The sequence below is a fragment of the Paenibacillus sp. J31R98 genome (assembly GCF_056269245.1).
This window is the reverse complement of sequence record NZ_JBWDNO010000015.1, coordinates 19,409-41,348: the sequence shown is the minus strand read 5'-3', so window position 1 is coordinate 41,348 and position 21,940 is coordinate 19,409. Positions and strand designations below refer to the sequence as shown.

The following is a 21,940-nucleotide window of genomic DNA, read 5'->3' as shown; positions in this document are numbered from 1 at the left end:
TGAGTGAGGCTTTTGCCTCTCTCGAACAGCAAATCGGCGGATTTGAGCGGTGAGAGAGGCTTTTCTCTCTCTCAATCGCCATTCCGCGCCGTTTCGTGTCGCGGATGATGAGTTCAATCTCGGCTGCTGATTCAACCGCCTGCCCAGCAAATAAAAAAAACCGCAAGTCATAGTAATGACTTGCGGGCGTCGCGCCGCGATTAATTACCTGCGCTGTCGCCGGTATTGCTGCCGGCTTCACCATTATTCTTGGTCCCTTTGCTTTTGTACGGCTTCGGGGCGCTCTTGGCCTTGTTGGCGCTGCGCTGCCAGCGGTTCCAACCTTTTTTGTCGGTGCCGCGGCCAGTGCCGCCTTTACCTTTTGCCATGATGGTCCCCTACTTTCTTGTCAGCGACGACCACGTCTGCTCAAGCCACTGATCGAAACCCGCTTCCTTATCGCCCTCGTAAATATCGTAAACGTCGGATCTCATCTTCTGCAGCTTCTCTTTGAACGCCTCGAACGAATGTCCCTCCGGCAAGCTCTTCTTCACGCGCAGCAGAATTTTATTCACGCCTTTGACCAGCTCGCCAGTCTTGCGTACTGGTAACTCCATCTCTTCGCCTAGCTCTTGCAACGCGCGATGCGCAGCTGCTTGCACTTGATGAACCGTATCGCTCTTCACCATGCGGCCAAGCTGATCAATAGCTTGCTGCCCGCCGAGCTTGCCTAGCTCCTCGACTGCTGTAAGACGTGCTCGCCAGTTCGACATCCGGCTCGACGATTTCTTCAATTCTTCGATGCTTGGTGCACCGGATTCCATAACTTCTTCTGTATGTTCCATATCTTATCAGGCTCCTCACAATTTCCACTTCTATAACGCAGTATATCCCTTTTCACAGCTTACAGCCCTATAGAACGCTACTACTATGTGCGGAAAATGTCAATCTTGTATGCTTCCGGTGTAGGATAACCGCTACCCCAGCTGCTTCGCATTCGTCCGATACTGACTCGGCGTAATGCCGTACACCTTCTTGAACTGCGTAAAAAAGTGGCTTCGGCTGGAAAAGCCCGACTTCTCCATGATATCGGTAATCGTATCCTTCGAAGAGGCGACCAGATGACTCGCATACTCAAGCCTCGCATTATTAATGTAATCCGCGACCGATACGAGTCGGTGCTTCTTGAACAGCTTGCCGAGATAAGCCGGAGACAGATCCACTTCCTCAGCGATGGAATCCAGCGATAATGCTGGATTAGCAAGGTCGCGTTGAATGATTTGCGTCACCGTGCCGATCAGCTTCATATATTTGTTATCCTTCTTCGCCTCCAGCTCCATCGCGAGCGAGTCGAAGAGCGCCAAGAAATCGGTCATAATCTGCTCAACCGTCTCCATCTTCTGCAGCTTCATTAAATACGCATTGAAATTGAAATCCACCTTCATCGCATGGTTCGTCTCCAGCACCTCAATGGCATGGCGGATGAGCAGCAGCAAGCGAATGAAGAGCGAGTTCAGCGCAGTGTAGCTATACGACGACGCACCTGCGACAATCTCGTCCAGCGCTTGTTTCGCATTCTCGAACCGCCCGCCGATAAGCGCCTCCGTCAGCTCATCATCACGCTCCTGCGGATACTTAATCTCATCCGTACGGCCGCTGACGCTGATCATCTCGCTAAATATCATGCATTCATGCCCATAGATCAAGCGATAATAGCTCAAATCCACTGTCTTCAAATAATAGAAATTCAGCTGCGAGATCGATTCAAACGTTTCGCTGCAAGTAACCGATACTGTGGAGCCCAGGTAACGGTGCGTCTGTTGCTGAATGTGCTGAAGAAGCTGATTCAACCCGTGATTCCCCGAAGGCTCCTGCACTCCCGGCACCTGCAACAGGATCATCACCTGATCCTCGCCTGTCTCGATACACTCATGCGCATACGTAGATGTAAGCAGCTCCGTCACAATGTTGACCATGCCGAATTTCAGCAGATCGCGGTCACCTCTCGCGTATTTCGTGCAGAACTCAGAGAATCGGTCGATCTTCAGCAGCACAATTAAGAAGCTCCCCGTCGGATCCAGCGTAATGTCGTACTTGTGGAACTGGTTCTGCAGATATTCCCGCGTCAGCAGTCCGCGCGAATGAATGACTTTGCGCAGAAATTCCTGCTTTCGGTCGTAGAACTCGCCCCGCTTCTCAAGCTCCAATTGATTGTAGTTCTGAATCACCATCGAAATCGGAACGAACAGCCGGCGGGCAAAATAGAACGACAGCACGATGCTGCCCACAATAAACAACAGCACGAAGAGATAAGTCTTCTCCTTCATCTTCTCGACGTCTTTCACGATGTAGCGGTATGGCGTGATACTGACCAGCTTCCAATCGAACGCATCGGTCGAAGTATACGTGATGAAGGAATCGACGCCATCAACATCCATTCGCATGCTGCCCGCCGGAACTTTGGAGCCATTGATTTGTTGAAAATAAGCTTGGCTGTGCATATCACTCATCAGCGGATGAACCGAATCATCAGATAGCAGCTGCCCATGGGAACTGATGACGAATATTCGATTACCGCTCTCGCTGCTCTGCGGCTGAATGCTCTGCTTGATCCAATCAGCCGAGATGTTCAGAATAATGGCTTCATTCACTTTGCCGCTCGATACTTGCGAGTCGAAGAATAAGTAGGAATATACATAGATACTCTGCGGCGCATCGGTAGAGATATCTGCGAGGACATTAGGAATTTGGCGAAGGACGATGCTGTGGGATTTATTGTTCTTGATATCATCAAGAATGGCGAAGATGCCTTTGTCATCGAAGCTGTTCCGGTCATAGACGAATTCCGGTCTCGGAACGGCCTGGATATGCTCGCCGTTGTACACGTAGATGGATTGCAGGAATGGATAAATATTTTTGTACGATTGCAGCTTGTTCTGGTATTTGAAATAGTCGTCAGGGCCGACGTCTGTGTAGAGCAAGTCCTTGATGACATCATCGAAGAAGGCGGTCGTCGATACCGATCTCGCCGTCTGCTCGAGAACGCTTACATTTTGGCTCGTGTTTTGAAGGTCGGTCACTTGCTGATGATACACTTGGCTAAGGGCGAATTTCTCGAAGTTGCGGTTAAGCAGAGAAGACTGAAGAAAGAGCAGCAGTACGGTGCTGACGAGGAAGGGAAGCAGGATCGTTAGAAAAAGCTGATACGGATTTTTGAGGACGAATTTCTTAAACATCGCAAATCCACTCCTTCCATTCAACACTATCACAGAAGCAGAAATTTCTTCAACGAATCTTATCCCAGCCAGTGGTCAAAAAACCACTTTCCGAACAAAAATCGGTATTGAGAACTACCCTTTTCGCTGCAAATCGAACTGATATCCCAATTCAGAAATTGCCCCACCGAGCACGCTTACCCTATATTCAAAGTACGAATGACAGCGCATACATCAATCCGCAAAGGAGTCGGCTTGCTCGTGAACAAACTCCCTTTCTTATCACCGACGCGACATTTCAAGAAGAATCTGCAGTTAACCCTACTTGCGCTTCCCGCGATTCTCATCATCCTCATCTTCTCATATGTGCCGATGGGCGGCATCTTCATCGCTTTCAAGAACATCAATTACACGGATGGCATTCTTCACAGTCCCTGGGTCGGCTTCGACAACATCAAGTTCTTCTTCACCTCTAATGATGCCTTGCTCGTCATTCGCAACACGCTTCTCTATAATATCGTGTTCATTGCCGTCGGCACGTTCATGTCCGTTGTCTTCGCCATCATGCTTAATGAAGTGCTCAGCCGCAAATGGCTGAAGGCATACCAGACCGTCTTCTTCTTCCCCTACTTCTTCTCCTGGATTATCGTGGCGTACATGGCGTACTCGTTCATCGGTCCATATGGCGTCATCAGTACATGGGTCAGCAAGCTTGGTTACGAATCCTTCGACTTCTACTCGGAAACGTGGGTTTGGCCAATTCTGCTTACTCTCATTAATATTTGGAAGGGACTCGGGTATGTCAGTATTATTTTCTACGCTGGCATCCTCGGCATCTCGCAGGAATATTTCGAAGCCGCCGAGATCGACGGCGCGTCCAAGCTCCAAGTCATTCGCACCATAACCGTTCCGCTAATCATGCCGCTCATTACCATCATGACACTGCTGTCCATCGGCAAAATCTTCTATTCCGACTTCGGCCTCTTCTTCTTCGTGCCAAGGGAGGTTGGCCAGCTGTTCCCGGTGACGCAGGTCATTGATACGTATGTGTACCGCATGCTGAAGGTGTCAGGCGATATTGGTATGTCTTCGGCAGTTGGCTTGTTCCAATCGGTAATGGGCTTTATCGTCGTGTTGTTCAGCAACTATGTCGTGCGGAAGATTGACGATGATAACAAACTATTCTAATCAGGAGGTGCGCGTATGAGCGACAAACCTTGGCAGTCGAGAATTCCCCAGCTACTCATTCATCTCGTATTCGTCCTGTTTAGTCTGGCGTGTATCATTCCCCTCATCTCCGTTCTGTCCGTCTCGTTCAGCAACGAGGTCGACATCCTGAAGAACGGCTACAGCCTCTGGCCGCGCAAGTTCGATCTCAATGCTTACACTTATGTGCTGTATCGGCCCATCCAGCTGCTAAGCGCATTCAAAATCTCCATCATCGTGAGCATCGTCGGCACAGTATGCGCAGTTCTGTTCATGGCAGGCATTGCCTACGCCCTATCCAGACATGATTACAAATTCAAGAACAGCCTCAGCTTCTACGTCTTCTTCACGATGCTGTTCAACGGCGGCCTGGTGCCGACTTACATTCTAATCAGCAACTATCTCCATCTCAAGAACACGATCTGGGTGCTCATCCTGCCCTACTTGGCAGTCCCTTGGTTTATTTTGCTACTGCGCTCGTTTATGCAAAAGATTCCTTACCACATCATCGAGTCATGCATGATCGACGGGGCGAGCGAGTTCCGGATCTTCTTCCAAATCGTGCTGCCGCTTGCTAAGCCAGGTCTTGCAACTGTCGCACTGTTCACGATGCTGCAGTATTGGAACGATTGGTGGCTAAGCCTGCTCTATATTGAGGAAGAGCATCTTGTCCCGCTTCAATACATGCTCTATCGGATGATGAATAACATCTCATTCCTCACGAGCTCCACGAATATGATGCCCGCGAGCATGAAGAATGTCGTGCTGCCGTCCGAATCCGCGCGTATGGCTATGGCGATTCTGGCTGCCGGGCCGATGCTGGCGGTGTTCCCGTTCTTTCAAAAATATTTTGTGCGGGGACTGACGGTTGGCGCGGTGAAGGGGTAAGCATTCGGGAGGAAGTCGCTTAAACATGGATTGGCTATCCATTTTAAGATAAGCAGTTCAACTAAAAAGGGAGGATTCACGATGCAAAGAGCAGTCCGAAAGTCTAAGCTTGGCCTTGTCTGTGTAATTATTCTGCTCACCTTCAGCATGATCGCGGCAGCATGCGGCAACAATTCCGGCAACAACAATAGTTCGGGCACATCGGGCAATGCAGCGAAGAACGACTCTGGAGCAACCGCCAACACGAGTACGGATTCATCCAACAACGCGGCATCCGATAACTCGACAGATACGGCAGCGAATACATCGGCTGATCTCCCTGAAGTAAAGCTCACTTGGTATTTCCCGGGAAACTGGCCTCAACCGGAGCAGGATAAAGTGTTCGCTGAGGTGAACAAGGTCATTCAATCGAAAATCAATGCAACGGTCGATTTCAAAGCGATTCCGTTCGGCGATTATGACCAGAAGATGCAAGTCGTTATCGCTTCCGGCGAGCCTTACGACATTACTTTCACTGCAGGCTGGATCAACAACTACACACAGAATGTAGCGAAGGGCGCTTTCCTTCCTCTCGACGACCTGCTTGCCAAATACGCGCCGCAAACCTCTGCTTCGATGCCCGCATCCTTCTGGGATGCCACGAAGATTAAAGGTCAAATCTACGGCTTCGTGAACCAGCAAATCTCCGCGCGTACGCCCGCTGTTGCCGTACCTCAGTCGCTTATCGACAAGTACGGTCTCGACATGAATGCCATTAGCGCCAAAATCGGACCGGATACGCTGAACCTGCTCGAGCCCTTCATTCAAGCGGTGAAGAAAGACAATCCGCAGAAGTATCCTGTCGTCGGCATCGACCCAGACTTCTTCAATGTGGAAGCCATCGTCGGCATGAACGTGCCTGGCGTTGTCGCCTTCAATGATGATTCGCTTACGGTTGTGAACCAGTTCGAATCGGATGGCTTCAAGAAGTTCCTCGCTACGATGCGCGATTGGAATGCGAAAGGCTACCTGAACGCCAAAGAGCGGATTTCGAAGAAATCCGACGATTGGACGGACGGCAAAGCAGGCAAGTTCATCTTCAATATCGGCGGTGCATTCAAGCCAGGTGGCGCGAACTTAAGCTCTGCGCTCGGCGGTGAGCCTTACGTAGAAGTGCCAGCGGGTACAGCGCATTTGACGACTGGCGGTATTACCGCGACGATGCAAGCGATCAACCGCAATTCGAAGAATCCGGAGAGAGCGATGATGCTGCTTGAGCTGCTCAATACGGACAAAGACTTGTACAATCTGCTCAACTTCGGGATCAAAGACGATCATTTCAAAATCGATTCCGATGGTTTGATGATTCCAGGTGACAATCAGCAGGGCTATAACCCGCAAGTGCCATGGATGTTCGCTTCGAACTTCCTTGCAAACGTCGAGAAAGGCATGCCTGCAGATGTTTGGGAACAAACGAAGAAGGTCAACGCGGACGCGCTGCCGTCGAAGCTGCTCGGCTTCACGTTCGATGCAGAGCCGGTGAAAGGCGAGATCGCGAAGGCGACTGCGGTATGGGATGAATATTCGCGCGCGATCAACCTCGGCGTCACTTCGGAGGATAAGTACGCTGAGTTCCTCTCGAAGCTGAAATCAGCCGGTGCGGAGAAGATCATTGCGGAGATGCAGAAGCAGATTAATGATTGGAAGGCTGGCAAGTAAGCGATTAGATGCAAAAATGAAGTCGTTAAAAAGCTCCTGTGCGAATAAGCACAGGAGCTTTTTTGTTTAATTGATCAAGTGCGCCTTCTGCAACAGCGCGTACAGCACCATCGCCGCTGCTTCGCGGGTCGTTGGCCCTGTTGGATTAAAGTTTTGCTGCCCCGCTTCGATTTGGCCTTTCATTAGGCCGCTTTCGGATACGTTCTGAATGCTTGCTTCGGCAAAGCCTGCAAAGCTCTGAGCATCGCTATAGGTGACATGCTTCGGACCTTCAACGCTCGAGACATCGAGCAGCTTCAGCACCTTCGACAGAATCACCGCCAGCTCTTGGCGGGTGATATCCGCGTTCGGATGGAAGCTGCCATCGCTATACCCGTTCACGAGTCCTGCCGCTTGAACTGCGGCTACGCTATCGGCATACCATGCCGACTGCGGCACATCGCGGAACGGAGTTTGCCCGCTTGGCGGCGTAAGACCAAGCGAACGAACGAGCATCGCTGCGAACTCAGCCCGCGTGACATGCTTCTTCGGAGAGAAGCTCGTCGTGGAGGTGCCGTTCAACAGGAACTTAGCTGCCAATGTTTGAATCTGATCGCGCGCAAAGGAGGTGCTGGTATCCGTGAACGCCACCTTTTTGCCGGTTACCGCCGCGTAAACGGAGAAGCCCGGTCTGTTCACAACTACCGTATAGGTGCCGTCCGAATTATGCGTGAATGTCGCAGGCACTGGCTGTACCTCGCCATTCTCCAAGTACAATGCCCCCGCTGAGGATGGGTTCAATTCGCCGCTGACGATGAACGATCGCTTAACAAAATCCTGACCTTGCACAACGATTGGAGCATATCCCGAATCAGTGACGACGAACACTTCGAAGGAGACTGGCGTGCCAATGACGGTTGTCCCTGCATCTGCATTCGCAAACGTGCTGCTCGACTCGCCCGCTTCTTTCACAACAATTCTGAGACTTGCTCCAGCCGGCAGCTGGTCTAATACGGATACAGGAAGCGCAAGCGATGCACCTTGTGTGCTAACTACAATCGTAGTCGAATCATTCGCGACTTGCAGCGCCTGCACTTGAGAAGCAGAAAGTACAAATTGAGCTTGCTGCCCGTCTGTGACGGACTGCGAAATCACGATAGCGACCGGTGATTGACCTGCACCGGCGAGTGCATCTGTAAGATCCTTATCCGTGATCGTAACAGTAACTGAGTTCCCGTCGACCTTACTCACCGGCGTGATTAACACCTGAGCTTGTCCCTGATTGATGACAGCTGGAATTGATGTAATAGCGGAGCCTGACTGTCCCGTACTTCCTGTACTGCCAGTTCCACCACCTACACCGCCACCGCCGCCATTATTGGAAGCGACTTTAACCAGCTTCACAGGAACGATAACATTTGCTGCCATCGACGGCTGATCACTGGAAGAAATACGAACAGTCAAATTGACCGTCACGCCTCCAGCCTGAATTCCTTGTAATGACACCAGCTCTCCGGACGCGCTAATGTAGTCCGGTTTGTCCGATCCAGTGACTTGGTACGCAATACCTGGCGTGCTCGGGAAAGTCAGAACAGACTTACCGAGCTTCGTTGTATTCGTAATGTTCGGCACGAAGTGATCTTTCGCTTGCTGCACGGATTGGTCAACAGTCGGGTCAGTTACACCGAATGTTTTGTAAGCGGCATATTGGGATTTTGCTACTGGATCGCCATCAACCCACTCAAGCTTCGCAGCGAACACTTCAATCTTGTACGTGCCTGCGGTCAGGTGCTTTAGAATGTAATGGCCATCCTTATCCTTATCTTCGTCCGTATAGCTGCCGTCTAGTGTAAGAGTAACATTTTGCGGATCAAGCGTAACAAGGTTCCCATCTTCGTCCAAAATGCCCAGCACACCTATGGTGCCGATCCATTGATCATCCAGACCATATACGTTGATTTCCATATAATTCACGTCAGTCGCGGTCAAGTCAAAGGAAAGGTCTGTCGTATCGTTCACGTCGTCGCCGTCAGGCGAGAAGATCGTGTTCGACAATTGCATGTTTTGCACGCCGAATCCTGTTTCTTCCTGCTCCGTGCCCACATGCACCGAGAACGGGATGTGAAGCGCCGGCTTGTCGCCAGTGCTTGTAAGAAGAACCTCGCCTTCGTATACACCTGGAGCTGCCGTCTCGCTTGGCTTTACTTGCAGAGCAAATTGCTTCGCAGAATGAGCAGCCGCCTTAATCGTGTCTCCATCCAGCAAGAGAAGATCAGTCTCAATGTCATTGACATCCGGGGTTGGAACCGGGTTAGACGGATCCGAAGTCACGTTCGGATGCATCACAACTTCTGCCGTATAAGTCAATGCTTTGCCGCCCGTATTCTTCAATTGAAGGATTTCCTGCTTCGCTTCCTCACCAGGCGCCATGAGTCCAAAGCTCGCATTGTCGTTATAGTTCGTCACTTGTTGCGGCTGAAGGTTTTTGTCCAGAATCGTAAGCGGATCAACTGTCTGCAGCAGTGCATCCGTCTTGATCGCATTCACAACGTTCGCACGCCCCGCCCCTTGCGAGTACACGTCGTATTTCACGCCATTCTCGTCTGTAATTTCATCGGCGGTATTCGCCAGTGCTGCACGAATATCGAATGGCGTCCAGCTCGGATGCGCATCCTTGATGAGCAATGCCAGACCCGCTATATGCGGTGTAGCCATCGAAGTACCGGAGATCCGGTTGTACGCTTGGTCATACGAAGCGTCCGGATCGAATTGCTTATACGCCGGCCATGTCGACATGATGTTGACGCCAGGCGCCACCACGTCCGGCTTAATGCCGTAGCTGCCGTCGGAAGCCGGACCGCGCGACGAGAAGTCTGCCATATGGTCGCCAGAAACGACTGTCTTCGGATATTCGGAGCCGAAAGTAAAGCTTAGCAACGTTTCTGGACTAGCCTCTACCGCTCTAGCCAATGCTCGTCCAGCCTGTCCCTCCATATCGAAGGTCGGGAGGAAGTCGTAGCTGTTGCTGAGGAAGACGTCGATGGCGCCATCTCTATCAGGGATCGAGTCGTCCAGATTTGGTTCCGCACTCTCGCCTGTACCGACTGAAGTCCCGTTGAAGATAACGGCCGCTTTTGCTCCGGCTTGCTTCGCATTCGCGATTTTATCGACAAAGGCAATGTCTCCTCGAGAGATAAAGGCAATCTTTCCTGTTAAGTCTTTGCCTTCAAAGTCAGACTCTTTTCCAATGCCAACATATACGCCTTCAATTGGGTCAGCCCCCATTAAGACGGCAAAATCGCTGTCGTCGCCAGTGGACCAGCCCATGACGTGGAGCGGATAGGTCAGCTCGGGATCGAAGGAGCTTGTGGCTTGCGCCGTGTAATGATTCTCCGTGCTGGTGACTGCTCCAACCGAGATGGCTAGCTGCGAAGATGCGGGAGAACCCATAGAGTAGTAATAGTTGCCATCAGCGGCAGCGTTCCCGTTCGCAATGACGGCTGTTACGCCTGCGAGTACGGCATTGTTGATGGCGATTGCGTCCGGAGAGTTCGGATCCTTCTCCAGATCAGAGCCGAGCGATAAATTGATGACATCCATGCCATCCTTCACGGCGCGTTCTATCCCATCGATGACTTGAGCGGAGGAGCCGGAGGCTTCGCCAGTTACAGGATCGCGGCCAAGCACTTTGTACACATGGAGCTCGGATTCGTAGGCGATCCCTTTCTGCACGATATCGGAGGTTGGATTGGTAGCACTGCCCGCAATGGTGCCGGATACGTGCGTACCATGGCTTGTTCCTGCGAAGCCCTTTCCATAAGGATCATCTTCCTTTGTAAGCGGTGCTTCTTCATATGGATCTTCGTCATTATAGAAAGAATCGTGCCCGCCGGCATAATTGTCATCCAAATCCGGATGCAAATAATCGACGCCGGTATCGATAACGCCAACCTTCAGCCCGCGGCCGGTGTGGCCCATCTTCCATGCTTGATCAGCGCCGACTTGAGCAATCGGGTCGATCTCGAAGTTTAGCGGATCGCTAGAATCTGCAGCCAGGTCAGGAATAGCGTGATAGGTGTGATTCTCATAGATGGAAACAACGCCTGGAATTTGAGCAAGCGCGGAAATTTTGTTCGCTGGAATCGACACTTCCATGCCATTCAGCACGGTGTTGAATTGATAATTGACGGTGAGATTAATGCCTTTCGCTTTCGCGGCGTCAAGAACGGTTGTTTGTTGTGTGCTAATCGAGGATTCGGTTGATTCTGCGGTAAACGCGCGGTTCCCTTGGCTTGCGGCGAACCGTCCGACGGAGGTCGGCTGCGCACTCAGCTGAACGATGACTTTCACAGTAGCATTCGAGGATAAGTTCAATCTGGGAGAAATAAAGCCGGGCTTTAATGCTTGGCTCTGGCCGGACAAGGACTGCAATTGCTGCTGTTGCTGCGAATGGAGCTGTGCGGCGATGTGCTGGTTCCTTACTGTGCCTAACTTGCTTGCAGCGCTAGCCGTGCCATGCAGCGGCGTCAAGGCAAGTGTGAGCGCAGCGGTCAAGGCGAGAGTGGCCGCTTGTTTCAACGTCTTCTTCAATACTTCCATCTCCTCATTCTTTAGTGTTAACTTAAGAATTCCGTGATGAAGACCATGATGTCAGAGGCGCTGCTTGTCCTGCCCATATGCGGTTGTCAATCTTAGAAGCTAGTGCAGATAACATAGCATTTTTCCACAGCTTCTGCTATAGGTTTCCAGTAAAGTTTCGCTAAAAAATTAAACATATCTCAACTATTCCGAGAGACAGCACAAAAAACCTTGAATGGTGTCGACCGTGCGAACACCACCAAGGTTCCTCTCTTCCCCGTGCCCCATTCCTAATCCTGCAGCAAGAACCGATACCCGATTCCCGGCTCCGTCTCGATAAACTTCGGCCGTGTCGGATCTTCCTCCAGCTTCTTGCGGAGATGGCCGATGTAGATGCGCAGGTAGTGGCTATCTGTTTCGTGATGATGACCGCCCCACACCTGCTGAAGCAGCTGGCGCTGAGTGATGACTTTGCCGGCGTTCGAGGCGAGTACCTTGAGCAGGTCATACTCGGTCGGCGTCAGCTTCACGCGATTGCCATCCAACTCGACGAGCCGATGCGCCAGATCGAGCTTCAAGCCGCCGAATTGCAGAATCGGCTCATTCGCCGAGCTCGCCACATGCCGAAGCGCTACGCGAATGCGGGCAAGCAGCTCGCCCATGCCGAACGGCTTCGTCACATAATCGTCCGCTCCGCTGTCGAGCGCTGCGATTTTGTCATCTTCCCGCTCCCTTGCCGTCAGCACGATGATCGGAACACGCGACCATTCACGCACCCTCTTCAGCACATCCATGCCAGATATATCCGGGAGCCCCAGATCCAGCACAATAAGATCGGGATGGACGATGCTCGCCTGGTAGACGCCTGTTTCCCCATTCGCCGCTTCATGCACCTCGAATTGATGCGCCTGCAGCGTCACCCGAAGCAGCTTCACAATTTGCGGTTCGTCATCGATGACTAAGATGCGCGCGCCGCTTCCGCCTGTTGCTGTCATATGCGTTCACTGCCTCCTTCTTCATCCGTCACCATATGAATCTCCCGCCGCTCCCCAATTGGAAGAGCGATGCGAATAACTGCGCCTTTCCCCTGACTGGGCTGCTCCGCGGTAATCGTGCCGCCATGCGCTTCCACGATGCCTTTGCAGATCGCAAGCCCTAGCCCCGTTCCGGTCACATGACTCGTCGAACTGCCACGGTAAAATTTCTCGAAAATCCGCTCACGCTCCCCCTCCGCAATGCCGGGTCCCTCATCAGCAACGCTAATCACCACCTGCTGGCTCGCCGCATCCTCATGCACTTCAACAACGATCTCGCTGCCATCGGGCGAATACTTAATGGCATTGCTCAGCACGTTCACGAGCACCTGCTCAAGCAGCACCTCGTCCCCGGCAAAATACGCCGGTAGCGAAGGCAGCTGAATCCGAATCTTCCGGTGCTGCTGATAGCCCTTCACTTGAGCAAGCACAACACCCAGCATATCCTCGATGTCGCAGAGGCTCGATCGCAATCGCAGCATCCCGCTCTCCAGCTTCACCATGCCAAGCAGATTCGTCACGAGCCGATTCATACGAAGCGAGCCGTCGCGAATGGTGGTTAAGAGCTCTAACCGATCGGCAGAGCTAAAGATCTGCTCCCCTTCAATGAGCCCCGTTGCGGAGCCAATAATCGTCGCAAGCGGAGTGCGCAGCTCGTGCGACACCGAGTCGAGAATCGCTGTACGCAGCCGCTCCGACTCCGCCGTCAAATGCGCGAGCTTCGCTTCCTCCCCGAGCTTCACGCGGGCGATGGCCGTAGCCGTCAGGCTGCCGAACGCCTCTAGCAATCTCTTATTTTCCGGCGTGAATATCGCTTCAAGCTCGTTCTTCCCAAGGACAGCAAGCACGCCATACATCCGCTCTTCCGTACGAAGAGGCACATACAGACCGGAATATTCCCGCAATGTGCCCGAGCCTTTGCCTGCCATCTCGCCATGCTGGAGCACCCAACGCGCAATGACCATCTCGGACTCCCCGCTCCCCCATTCGGAAGAACTCGAAGAAGTCGCCGTCAATTGCAGCTCCTGCTCCCCGCTGCCGCCAGGCAGATAGATCGCCACCTGCGCCGCATCCAGCGTCGCCGACACTTGCTTGCATACATTCTCGAGCAGCGTCTGCAAATCCGAGATCGCCGTCATCTGCCGGCTGAGCGTATACAGCGATGCCGTATGCGCCTCGCGCTGCCTTGCGTAACGAAGCTGCTGCTTGAGCCTCGCCGCAAGCGTCGCGGTCAATGCCGCAACCGCCAAATAAACGAAGAAAGAAAACAAGTACCGCAAATCATCCACAGAGAAGCTGAAGAAAGGCGGCACGAAGAAGAAATCGAACGCCAATACGCTTATGGCAGCGGTATAGAATGATGGCCCCATTCCCCAATAAACGGCGCTGAACAGCACCGGAAACAAATAAAGCAATACAATGTTGACCCGGTCATAGCCGAACCCGAATGTATGCAAAAATGCGGTCAGCAGCACAACGACAACCGTAACCATCGCATACGGCATCCATGACAGCATGCCGCCGTGCACTCCCCGACCTTTTCCTCGCGCTGCATCCATTCTCATCACATCCCACACGTCTATATACTATCTATTCTATTATAGTGCGAGATTCGGATCAAAATCTGCCACGATCAGTACATCCAAATGACGCGTCCTCCGAATCAGTCGATTCACAACTGAACCTTTCGAGAACCGCTCCCACAGCGTTTGCTGCGAACCGCCAATAACGATCTGTGTCGCACCAAGCTCCTCAGCTCGAACCGCCAGCATCTGCGCGATCTGCCGTGAACCGCCCAGCGCCTTATGAATGATAAATTTGCCGCCTAATCTCACGGTAAGTTTCTCAAGCTTAGACAGGCACTGCTTCAGATCCGCGGGCAGATCCGCTTCAACCTGCACATAATTGACATACCACTTCGCCTTTAATCTGTACGCCATTCGGAATCCTCGCCTAATTAGCCGCTCGGCATGCGGCGCGCAGTTCACGCAGATAAAGATCACTTCCTGCCGCCGCCACGGTCCGCGCAGCGAGCTGGACCGCTCCAATGACTCCAGCCGTTCATCGACATCATCGGCAATTTCGCGCAGCGCAAGCTCGCGCAGCGCAATGAGGTTGCCTGTCTTGAAGAAATGGCTAAGCGCCTGATCGACCTTGGTCATCGCATAGATTCTGCCTTCACGCATTCGCCTTTGCAGCGCTTCCGGAGATACGTCAATCAACTGCACCTCATCGGCAAGCTGAAGAATATGATCGGGCACCGTCTCGCGAACCCGAATCCCCGTAATTTGCTCAACCGAATCATTCAAGCTCTCCAAATGCTGTACGTTCACGGTTGTAATGACGGAGATCCCCGCCGCGAGAATATCGAGAATATCCTCGTAACGCTTCTTGTTCTTGCTTCCCGGTACATTCGTATGCGCAAGCTCATCGACAAGGACAACGTCCGGACAACTCCGGATGATCGCCTCTGTGTCCATCTCCTCAAGCTGAACGCCTTGATATTCGATCTTCTTCCGATTAATCTGCGGTAGACTGCCGATCTGGTTCTGCGTCTCTTGACGGTTGTGCGTCTCCAGCAGTCCGATCTGAACACCGATGCCCTTCTTCAGCAGATCGTTTCCATCGCGCAGCATCATATAGGTCTTGCCCACACCAGGTGCGGCGCCAATGTACACCTTGAACTTGCCGCGCCGCATATGACCGATCTGTTCCTGTACCTCTTCCGAGGTGAGACGGCGGTACTTCTCCTTCTCCTTTTCCTTCTCCTTCGATGATGATGACAGCTGTGCAGGCAATACGCGTCCCCCGGCTTGCCCTGTAGAATCGGCAACGAGAAACAAATCCATATTCCTGGTCAAACGCAGCACTTTATTGACGACGGACCCTTGCCAGAACTCCTGCCAATTCGTTTGCTTGGAATGCCCCATTACAATGCGAGTCACTTGGTGAGATGCGGCATACTTCACCAATGTATGCGCGATGCGCCGGCGGCCAGGGAACGGCAGCTCCTCGAACCCGCCACCTACCTTCTCCACAAGCTTCACCATGCTTCTGCGAAAAGCAGCCTCTTCCTTCGATAGTGACCGCTTGAAATTCCGGTAAGTGACAACCAGCACATCGCCGTTCAACCGCTTGGCGATCTGCTGTCCGCGACGCACATAGATCGAGCCGTTCCAATGATATTGCGTTGTCACGAGAATTCGCTCCGCTGCGCCCGATGGACCGAGCAGCCCCAGCTCCTCGCGATGCTCGCTTAGCGAGATATGCACATCCTCCGCAACAAGCCGAAGCGCCAGCTCTCGCAGCACGCCTAAATTACCGCGTTTGAACACAGCCGCGTCCTTATTGCCGCGAAGATGCCCTTCCGCCATGCGGTTCAGCACCGTCTCTGGCGTCACGTCAATAAGACGCACCTCATCCGCTAGCTCCAGCGTATCTGCAGGGAGCGTGCATTCAGGCTCGATTCCGGTCAGCTTCTGCGCAACCTCGGTATAGCCTTCCAGCTCATATACGTTAACGGTCGTAATGACGCTAATATGATGCGCGAGCAGAAACTGAATGTCCTCAAGACGAGTCTCGAAGCGCGCGTCCGGCCTGTTCTGATGCGCTAGTGAATCGACGAGAACCACTTCGGGATTCCGCTCCAGAAGCGCATCCAGGTTCAGATCTTTCTTCTCGGTACCGTCCTTGAGCCAGTGGATGCTTGGTACCCGCTCTAGATCGCCAAGCTGCTCCACCGTTTCCGGCCTTTGCAAGGTCGATACGGCGCAGATCACGACATCAATGCCCTGACTCTTGAGCGATTGCCCCTCGCGCAGCATGTGGTACGTCTTGCCCGATCCGCTGACGGGACCAATGTACACCTTAAGCGTGCCGCGATGGAGCTTCGAAATCGATAATAGAATCTCTTCCGGCGTCTTTCGTTTAAAGCTGCTGTCCAATGTCCTGACTCCTCTCACATGATAATAAACCGCGAAAGCCACCCCCATCATAATGGAGGCGGCTGAAGGGTATTACTTCAATTGCTTCATCAGCTCAAGATTAATTTCCAGCACGTTCACCCGCGGTTCTCCGAACATGCCGAGTTGACGGCTCTTCGTCGTGTGATCCACCAGCTCGTTCAGCTGCTGCTCGCTGATCCCTGTCGCTTTACTAATTCGCGGCACCTGCGCCTTCGCTGCCTCTGGCGACAAATCCGGATCAAAGCCAGAGCCGGATACCGTTACCAGATCCGCCGGAATCTCAGTCAAATTCGGATTCTCGCTGCGCAGCGCATCGATTTTCTCCTGAATCGCCTTCACATAATCTTCGCTTGCGATCATCATATTGGAACCAGCCGAAGCCTTAGGGTCATACTTCGCGTTCGAGGCTCTCGGATGGAACAGCTTCGGCGACTGGAAGTCCTGCGCAATCAGCTCCGAGCCGACCGGCTTCCCGTCTACTTCCACCAGACTTCCCTTCGCCTGCTTCGGAAACAGTACGCCAGCAGCGCCTGTCGTGATAAGCGGGTACAGCAGCCCGCAGAGCAGCATGAGCACAACCGATACGCGAATAGCAGTTAGTGTTGATTTCATAGCAATCGTTCTCCTTCTATACGAGACCTAGTCCCTGAAGCACAAGGTCAATCAATTTAATTCCCACGAACGGTACGAGTACACCACCAACACCATACAGCAGCACATTGCGGGACAGCAAGCTGTCAGCTGTTGATGCACGGTACTTAACGCCTTTCATCGCGATCGGAATGAGCAGCGGGATAATGATCGCGTTGAAGATCAGCGCTGACAGTATGGCCGACTTCGGCGAGGCAAGATGCATAATATTCATCGACTGCAGCTGCGGCATCGCCACAATGAACATCGCCGGAATAATCGCAAAATATTTGGCGATGTCGTTAGCAATCGAGAACGTCGTCAACGCGCCGCGAGTAATGAGCAGCTGCTTGCCGATTGCCACGACCGAGAGCAGCTTCGTCGGATCGGAATCGAGATCGATCATATTCGCCGCTTCTTTCGCCGCCATCGTACCCGAGTTCATCGCAAGGCCAACATCGGCTTGTGCAAGCGCGGGAGCATCGTTCGTTCCATCGCCGGTCATCGCTACCAGCTTGCCTTCTTGCTGTTCCTTCTTGATTGCTGCGATTTTATCTTCTGGCTTCGCTTCCGCGATGAAGTCGTCAACTCCCGCTTCGAGTGCAATGGTAGCCGCAGTAAGCGGATTGTCGCCCGTACACATGATGGTCTTAATCCCCATCCCCCGAAGCTCCGCGAAACGCTCCTTCAGCCCTGGCTTCACCGTATCCTTCAAATAAATAACGCCGACGATCCGATTGCCGATTGCAACGGCCAGCGGTGTGCCGCCCGCACGTGCAATGCGATTCGATATGTCGTCCAAATCTCCAGGAAGGGAGCCGCCTTGCGCGGTTACATATTTCTTAATGGCATCGACCGCGCCTTTGCGAATCCGAACGCCGTCTTTCAGATCAAGACCCGACATGCGCGTTTCAGCCGTAAACTCCACAACCTCGGCAGACGCGTATTCTTGCTGAGCCCAGACTGCGCCCTGCTTGTTCGCAAGCTCGACAATCGAGCGTCCCTCCGGCGTCTCGTCCTTCACGGAGGATTGCAGCGCGATGAAGGTAACGTCCTGTGCGGAGACTCCCTTGACCGGACTGAATTCTGCCGCCATCCGGTTACCGTACGTAATCGTACCTGTCTTATCCAGGATGAGCGTATCAATATCGCCGGCTGCTTCAACCGCTTTACCTGACATGGCGAGCACGTTGAACTGCGTTACCCGGTCCATGCCGGCAATGCCGATCGCCGATAACAGCGCGCCGATCGTTGTTGGAATCAAGCAGACAAGCAGTGCAATCAGCGTCGCAATATCCAGATCTACGTTCAAGTAGCTAGCCATCGGAACCATCGTCACAATAACAATGATGAATATCATCGTGAGCACGGCAAGCAATGTTGTCAGCGCGATTTCATTCGGCGTTTTCTGCCGCTTTGCGCCCTCGACCAGCGAGATCATACGATCCAAGAACGACTCGCCGGGATCTGTCATTACTTTCATAATAATGTAGTCCGACGCGACTCTTGTTCCGCCGGTTACGGAGGAGAAGTCCCCTCCGGCTTCTTTAATGACAGGAGCGGATTCACCCGTGATTGCCGACTCATCGATCGAAGCCAAACCTTCAATGATCTCGCCGTCCGTCGGAATAAGCTCACCCGTATCGACGCGGACGACATCGCCTTTCTTCAACTGTGTGGAAGGAACCTGCTTCGTCGATCCGTCCTTCTGAAGCACTTTCGCCATCGTCTCCGATTTGGTACGACGCAGCGAATCCGCTTGTGCTTTGCCGCGCCCTTCGGCCAGCGCTTCGGCGAAATTGCCGAATAGCACCGTGAAGAGCAGGATGAAGAATACCGCGATATTGTACCCGCGTCCCACATGATCCGCAGCGAACATGTCCGGTGCGAGAGACAGCAGCAGCGTAATCACCGTGCCGACCTCGACAATGAACATGACCGGATTCTTAATCATGACAGCAGGATTCAGTTTCTTGAATGCATCTATAATTGCCTGAGAGGCAATTTCTTTCGTTATCGTTTGTTTTCGAGTAGACATCTCGATCCTCCTCAAGAAGCTTGCTTTTGCTTAGTAACGTTCAGGAATACGGGTCAGTTTTACGGCATAGCCAGATGCTCAGCAATCGGTCCGAGTGCAAGCGCCGGGAAGAACGTCAGCGCGCCGATTACGAGAATAATCATAATGAGAATGCCCGTGAACAGCGGCGTATTCGTACGCAGCGTCCCTGTCGTCACAGGCACAACCCGCTTCACAGCAAGTGAGCCCGCAATTGCTAGCATGGCAATAATCGAGATGTAACGGCCGAACAGCATGACAAGGCCGATACCGATGTTATAGAAGTCTGTGTTGGCATTGAGTCCAGCGAATGCAGAGCCGTTATTCGCAGCCCCGGACGTGAACGCATAAAGGACTTCAGTCAGACCGTGCGTGCCTCCATTGCTGATGGAAGCGACTCCCGCCGGTGTGGCCAGCGCTAACGCGGTTGGCGCAAGAATGACGAAAGGATGGGTCAGCAGCGCAATGGCGGCCAGCTTAACTTCCCTGCCCTCAATTTTCTTGCCCAGAAACTCAGGCGTTCGTCCAACCATCAGGCCGCAAATAAAGACGGACAGAATGAGGTACATTAAACCGTTGAGAAGACCTACGCCTTTACCGCCAAATACGTTGTTCAACATCATTTCCGCAAGTGGAACGATGCTGCCGAGCGGCGTTAATGATTCATGCATGTTGTTGACCGAGCCCGTCGTCGCTGCGGTCGTGACGGTCGTGAATAACGCGGTCTCCGAAACGCCGAACCGCACTTCCTTGCCTTCCATGTTTCCGCCTTGCACGCCTGCCGCATCCAGCGCAGGAACGCCGCGGTATTCCGAGACGAAGATAACGGACAGCATGACGAGGAAGATAAGTCCCATCGCAGCGAATACTGCCCAGCCTTGCTTCTTGTTCTTAATCATCAGCCCGAACGCATAGACAAGCGCTGTTGGTAGAAGCATCATGCTAATAATGTGAATCATGTTCGAAAGCGGCGTTGGGTTCTCGAATGGATGCGCCGCGTTCGTGCCGAACCAGCCGCCGCCATTCGTACCAAGATGCTTAATGGATTCTAGCGAAGCGACAAGCCCTCTTGTTATCGTCTGCTGCGCGCCTTCCAACGTCGTTACATCCACCGCACCTTGGAAGGTTTGCGGGATACCTTGGAACACAAGGAACAACGCAGCCAGGAAGCTAAGCGGCAGAAAAATCCGAGTAATGCCGCGCACCATATCGACATAGAAGTTGCCGAGATTGTCCTGGCGTCCTACCAGTCCGCGGATGAAAGCGATCGCTACTGCAAAGCCAGTTGCCGCCGACGTAAACATCGGGAATGTTATCGCAAGCAGCTGCGAAAGATAGGACAGACCATTCTCGCCCGAATAAGATTGCCAGTTCGTATTTGTAATGAATGAAGTCGCTGTATTGAAAGCTTGCGCTGCTCCCATGTTGCCGATTCCATCCGGATTCATTGGGAGACTGCCTTGGAACCTTAGCACAAGATACAGCAGAAGCATCATCACAAAGTTGCTTAATAAGACGGCCCCGATGTATGCCTTCCAGCCCATCGGTTCATTCTCGCGCACGCCCATCAGTCGGAACAGCAACCGCTCCGCTGGTCCAAATATGCGATCAAGCCATGTTTTTTCTTGCCCAAACACTTTTACCATATAAACGCCCACCGGTTTAACCAGCAGCAAAATAATGATGAGCGTCAGGGCGACTTGTATAAATCCCATACCCATATGTTCGAATCCTCCGCTAAACGTTTTAGAATTTTTCCGGCTTGACTAACACAAACCCCAGATATATTAATAACAAAGCTGCAATGATTCCAACTACGATCATCTTGCTCTTAACCCCCTTAAGCCTTCTCGCAGAACTTCTTGAATCCCCAGAAAATCGCAAATGCCGCTACGAATAAAATGACCATCGTGAAATCATTAGCCATACTTTTCTACCTCCTTACAGCTTAGAACAAGTTTCATTTCATCCCGCTCACTTCCAGTTTATATGTTGCTCCTTAGTCGCACTTTTTATATACGATGCTTGTCGCATTCATTCTCGCATACGCATATCCTTGACCAATTCCTATTCCCCCTCGCTGGTATAGACAAATATTAAACCCATTCGCTGTAAAAACGGGGTAAAGAAATCGGATGCCAAGTGTAAAAAAACTATAAAAATCGCGTCAAAACGCGACGTATGCCTGGCTATGGTCGAATAAATAAGCTTTATCCCAAACGATCTTCTTGTGCTCCAGATGGGTCAGCGCCGATTCAGCGAGAATGAACCGCGCATTCCCCCATGTCTCCTGCTTAAGATGAATGAAATCTAGCCCTTCTTGAACGGTCATTCCCTTCAACCTTTGAAATACAACCGCCCACTGGACAAAATCCCCTCTCACGCTGGAGCACGGAACTGAGAATTCGCAAAATCCGCATGTGCCGTTACTCGTCATAATGGCGAACAAACCGCACATACAGCTCCGGGCTTCCACATGAAATCTTTGCTCCGTAAGCTCACTATCAAATCGATACAGCTCTATCGCTTTAATCTGGCAACCTTGCACGATGTTCACTCTCCTATGTTTGAACGGTACTGCCATATCTTAATATGGATTGCCGTAAATTCGAGGTAAAGAAAGAGCTTGCCAGAGTTAAAAAAGTATAAAAACGATCGCTGCAGCTTCGACATCACTGGAATCTCTATCTCTAGACAGCAATTGGAAGCAGA

15 protein-coding genes are annotated in these 21,940 nt (G+C 52.3%); 3 read left to right on the top strand and 12 right to left on the bottom strand.

Features of this window, described 5'->3' with window-relative positions; all coding sequences use genetic code 11:
- Nucleotides 1-200: 200 nt before the first annotated feature.
- The 3 genes from AC0YNX_RS30475 to AC0YNX_RS30465 all read right to left on the bottom strand — a co-directional run bounded on the left by AC0YNX_RS30475 (nt 201) and on the right by AC0YNX_RS30465 (nt 3,215).
- On the bottom strand, nt 201-368 hold the full coding sequence (locus AC0YNX_RS30475) for a DUF3934 family protein (protein WP_475819433.1): 168 nt from the start codon (nt 366-368) through the stop codon (nt 201-203).
- A 9-nt stretch (nt 369-377) separates the two neighbouring features.
- Nucleotides 378-824, bottom strand: coding sequence for a HEAT repeat domain-containing protein (locus AC0YNX_RS30470; RefSeq protein WP_475819432.1), 447 nt, complete (start codon nt 822-824; stop codon nt 378-380).
- A gap of 132 nt (nt 825-956) precedes the next feature.
- Nucleotides 957-3,215 (bottom strand): AraC family transcriptional regulator, encoded by a 2,259-nt coding sequence (locus AC0YNX_RS30465; protein ID WP_475819431.1) that lies wholly within the window; start codon nt 3,213-3,215, stop codon nt 957-959.
- Nucleotides 3,216-3,413: 198 nt separating this feature from the next.
- On the opposite strand from AC0YNX_RS30465, the gene AC0YNX_RS30460 reads away from it, so the two are divergent.
- The 3 genes from AC0YNX_RS30460 (at nt 3,414) to AC0YNX_RS30450 (ending at nt 6,986) form a co-directional block, all read left to right on the top strand.
- A complete protein-coding gene (locus AC0YNX_RS30460; RefSeq protein ID WP_475819430.1) occupies nt 3,414-4,382 on the top strand; it encodes an ABC transporter permease in 969 nt (322 codons plus the stop codon).
- A gap of 15 nt (nt 4,383-4,397) precedes the next feature.
- The gene (locus AC0YNX_RS30455; protein ID WP_475819429.1) at nt 4,398-5,288 is read left to right on the top strand and encodes a carbohydrate ABC transporter permease; all 891 of its coding nucleotides are present in this window, start codon (nt 4,398-4,400) and stop codon (nt 5,286-5,288) included.
- 81 nt (nt 5,289-5,369) lie between these two features.
- Nucleotides 5,370-6,986: a DUF3502 domain-containing protein gene (locus tag AC0YNX_RS30450; RefSeq protein ID WP_475819428.1), complete on the top strand. Its 1,617-nt coding sequence runs from the start codon at nt 5,370-5,372 to the stop codon at nt 6,984-6,986.
- A gap of 66 nt (nt 6,987-7,052) precedes the next feature.
- On the opposite strand, the gene AC0YNX_RS30445 is transcribed toward AC0YNX_RS30450, so the two are convergent.
- The 9 genes from AC0YNX_RS30445 to AC0YNX_RS30405 form a co-directional block, all read right to left on the bottom strand.
- Entirely contained in the window at nt 7,053-11,555 is a 4,503-nt protein-coding gene (locus tag AC0YNX_RS30445) for a S8 family serine peptidase (protein ID WP_475819427.1), read from the bottom strand.
- Nucleotides 11,556-11,833: 278 nt separating this feature from the next.
- Entirely contained in the window at nt 11,834-12,538 is a 705-nt protein-coding gene (locus AC0YNX_RS30440) for a response regulator (protein WP_475819426.1), read from the bottom strand.
- Nucleotides 12,535-14,094: an ATP-binding protein gene (locus AC0YNX_RS30435; RefSeq protein ID WP_475819425.1), complete on the bottom strand. Its 1,560-nt coding sequence runs from the start codon at nt 14,092-14,094 to the stop codon at nt 12,535-12,537. Before AC0YNX_RS30435 ends, AC0YNX_RS30440 begins: the two co-directional genes overlap by 4 nt.
- Before the next feature lie 81 nt (nt 14,095-14,175).
- A complete protein-coding gene (locus tag AC0YNX_RS30430; RefSeq protein ID WP_475819424.1) occupies nt 14,176-16,521 on the bottom strand; it encodes a histidine kinase in 2,346 nt (781 codons plus the stop codon).
- 72 nt (nt 16,522-16,593) lie between these two features.
- Nucleotides 16,594-17,154 carry a potassium-transporting ATPase subunit KdpC gene (gene kdpC / locus AC0YNX_RS30425; protein WP_475819423.1) on the bottom strand — a complete coding sequence of 187 codons (561 nt, stop codon included), beginning with the start codon at nt 17,152-17,154 and terminating at the stop codon, nt 16,594-16,596.
- A gap of 16 nt (nt 17,155-17,170) precedes the next feature.
- Nucleotides 17,171-19,210, bottom strand: coding sequence for a potassium-transporting ATPase subunit KdpB (gene kdpB / locus AC0YNX_RS30420; RefSeq protein WP_475819422.1), 2,040 nt, complete (start codon nt 19,208-19,210; stop codon nt 17,171-17,173).
- Between the two features lie 59 nt (nt 19,211-19,269).
- Nucleotides 19,270-20,943, bottom strand: a complete 1,674-nt coding sequence (kdpA, locus tag AC0YNX_RS30415; protein ID WP_475819446.1) for a potassium-transporting ATPase subunit KdpA — start codon at nt 20,941-20,943, stop codon at nt 19,270-19,272.
- A gap of 31 nt (nt 20,944-20,974) precedes the next feature.
- The gene (locus AC0YNX_RS30410) at nt 20,975-21,052 is read right to left on the bottom strand and encodes a potassium-transporting ATPase subunit F (protein ID WP_475819445.1); all 78 of its coding nucleotides are present in this window, start codon (nt 21,050-21,052) and stop codon (nt 20,975-20,977) included.
- Between the two features lie 343 nt (nt 21,053-21,395).
- Nucleotides 21,396-21,776 carry a hypothetical protein gene (locus tag AC0YNX_RS30405; RefSeq protein WP_475819421.1) on the bottom strand — a complete coding sequence of 127 codons (381 nt, stop codon included), beginning with the start codon at nt 21,774-21,776 and terminating at the stop codon, nt 21,396-21,398.
- Between the last annotated feature and the right edge of the window lie 164 nt (nt 21,777-21,940).

Excerpts from the sequence above, each read along its gene's own strand:
- AC0YNX_RS30475 (WP_475819433.1), bottom strand. The coding sequence starts at position 368 with ATGGCAAAAGGTAAAGGCGGCACTGGCCGCGGCACCGACAAAAAAGGT.
- AC0YNX_RS30470 (WP_475819432.1), bottom strand. The coding sequence starts at position 824 with ATGGAACATACAGAAGAAGTTATGGAATCCGGTGCACCAAGCATCGAA.
- AC0YNX_RS30465 (WP_475819431.1), bottom strand. The coding sequence starts at position 3,215 with ATGTTTAAGAAATTCGTCCTCAAAAATCCGTATCAGCTTTTTCTAACG.
- AC0YNX_RS30460 (WP_475819430.1), top strand. The coding sequence starts at position 3,414 with ATGACAGCGCATACATCAATCCGCAAAGGAGTCGGCTTGCTCGTGAAC.
- AC0YNX_RS30455 (WP_475819429.1), top strand. The coding sequence starts at position 4,398 with ATGAGCGACAAACCTTGGCAGTCGAGAATTCCCCAGCTACTCATTCAT.
- AC0YNX_RS30450 (WP_475819428.1), top strand. The coding sequence starts at position 5,370 with ATGCAAAGAGCAGTCCGAAAGTCTAAGCTTGGCCTTGTCTGTGTAATT.
- AC0YNX_RS30440 (WP_475819426.1), bottom strand. The coding sequence starts at position 12,538 with ATGACAGCAACAGGCGGAAGCGGCGCGCGCATCTTAGTCATCGATGAC.
- AC0YNX_RS30435 (WP_475819425.1), bottom strand. The coding sequence starts at position 14,094 with ATGCTGTCATGGATGCCGTATGCGATGGTTACGGTTGTCGTTGTGCTG.
- kdpC (WP_475819423.1), bottom strand. The coding sequence starts at position 17,154 with ATGAAATCAACACTAACTGCTATTCGCGTATCGGTTGTGCTCATGCTG.
- kdpB (WP_475819422.1), bottom strand. The coding sequence starts at position 19,210 with ATGTCTACTCGAAAACAAACGATAACGAAAGAAATTGCCTCTCAGGCA.
- kdpA (WP_475819446.1), bottom strand. The coding sequence starts at position 20,943 with ATGGGATTTATACAAGTCGCCCTGACGCTCATCATTATTTTGCTGCTG.
- AC0YNX_RS30410 (WP_475819445.1), bottom strand. The coding sequence starts at position 21,052 with ATGATCGTAGTTGGAATCATTGCAGCTTTGTTATTAATATATCTGGGG.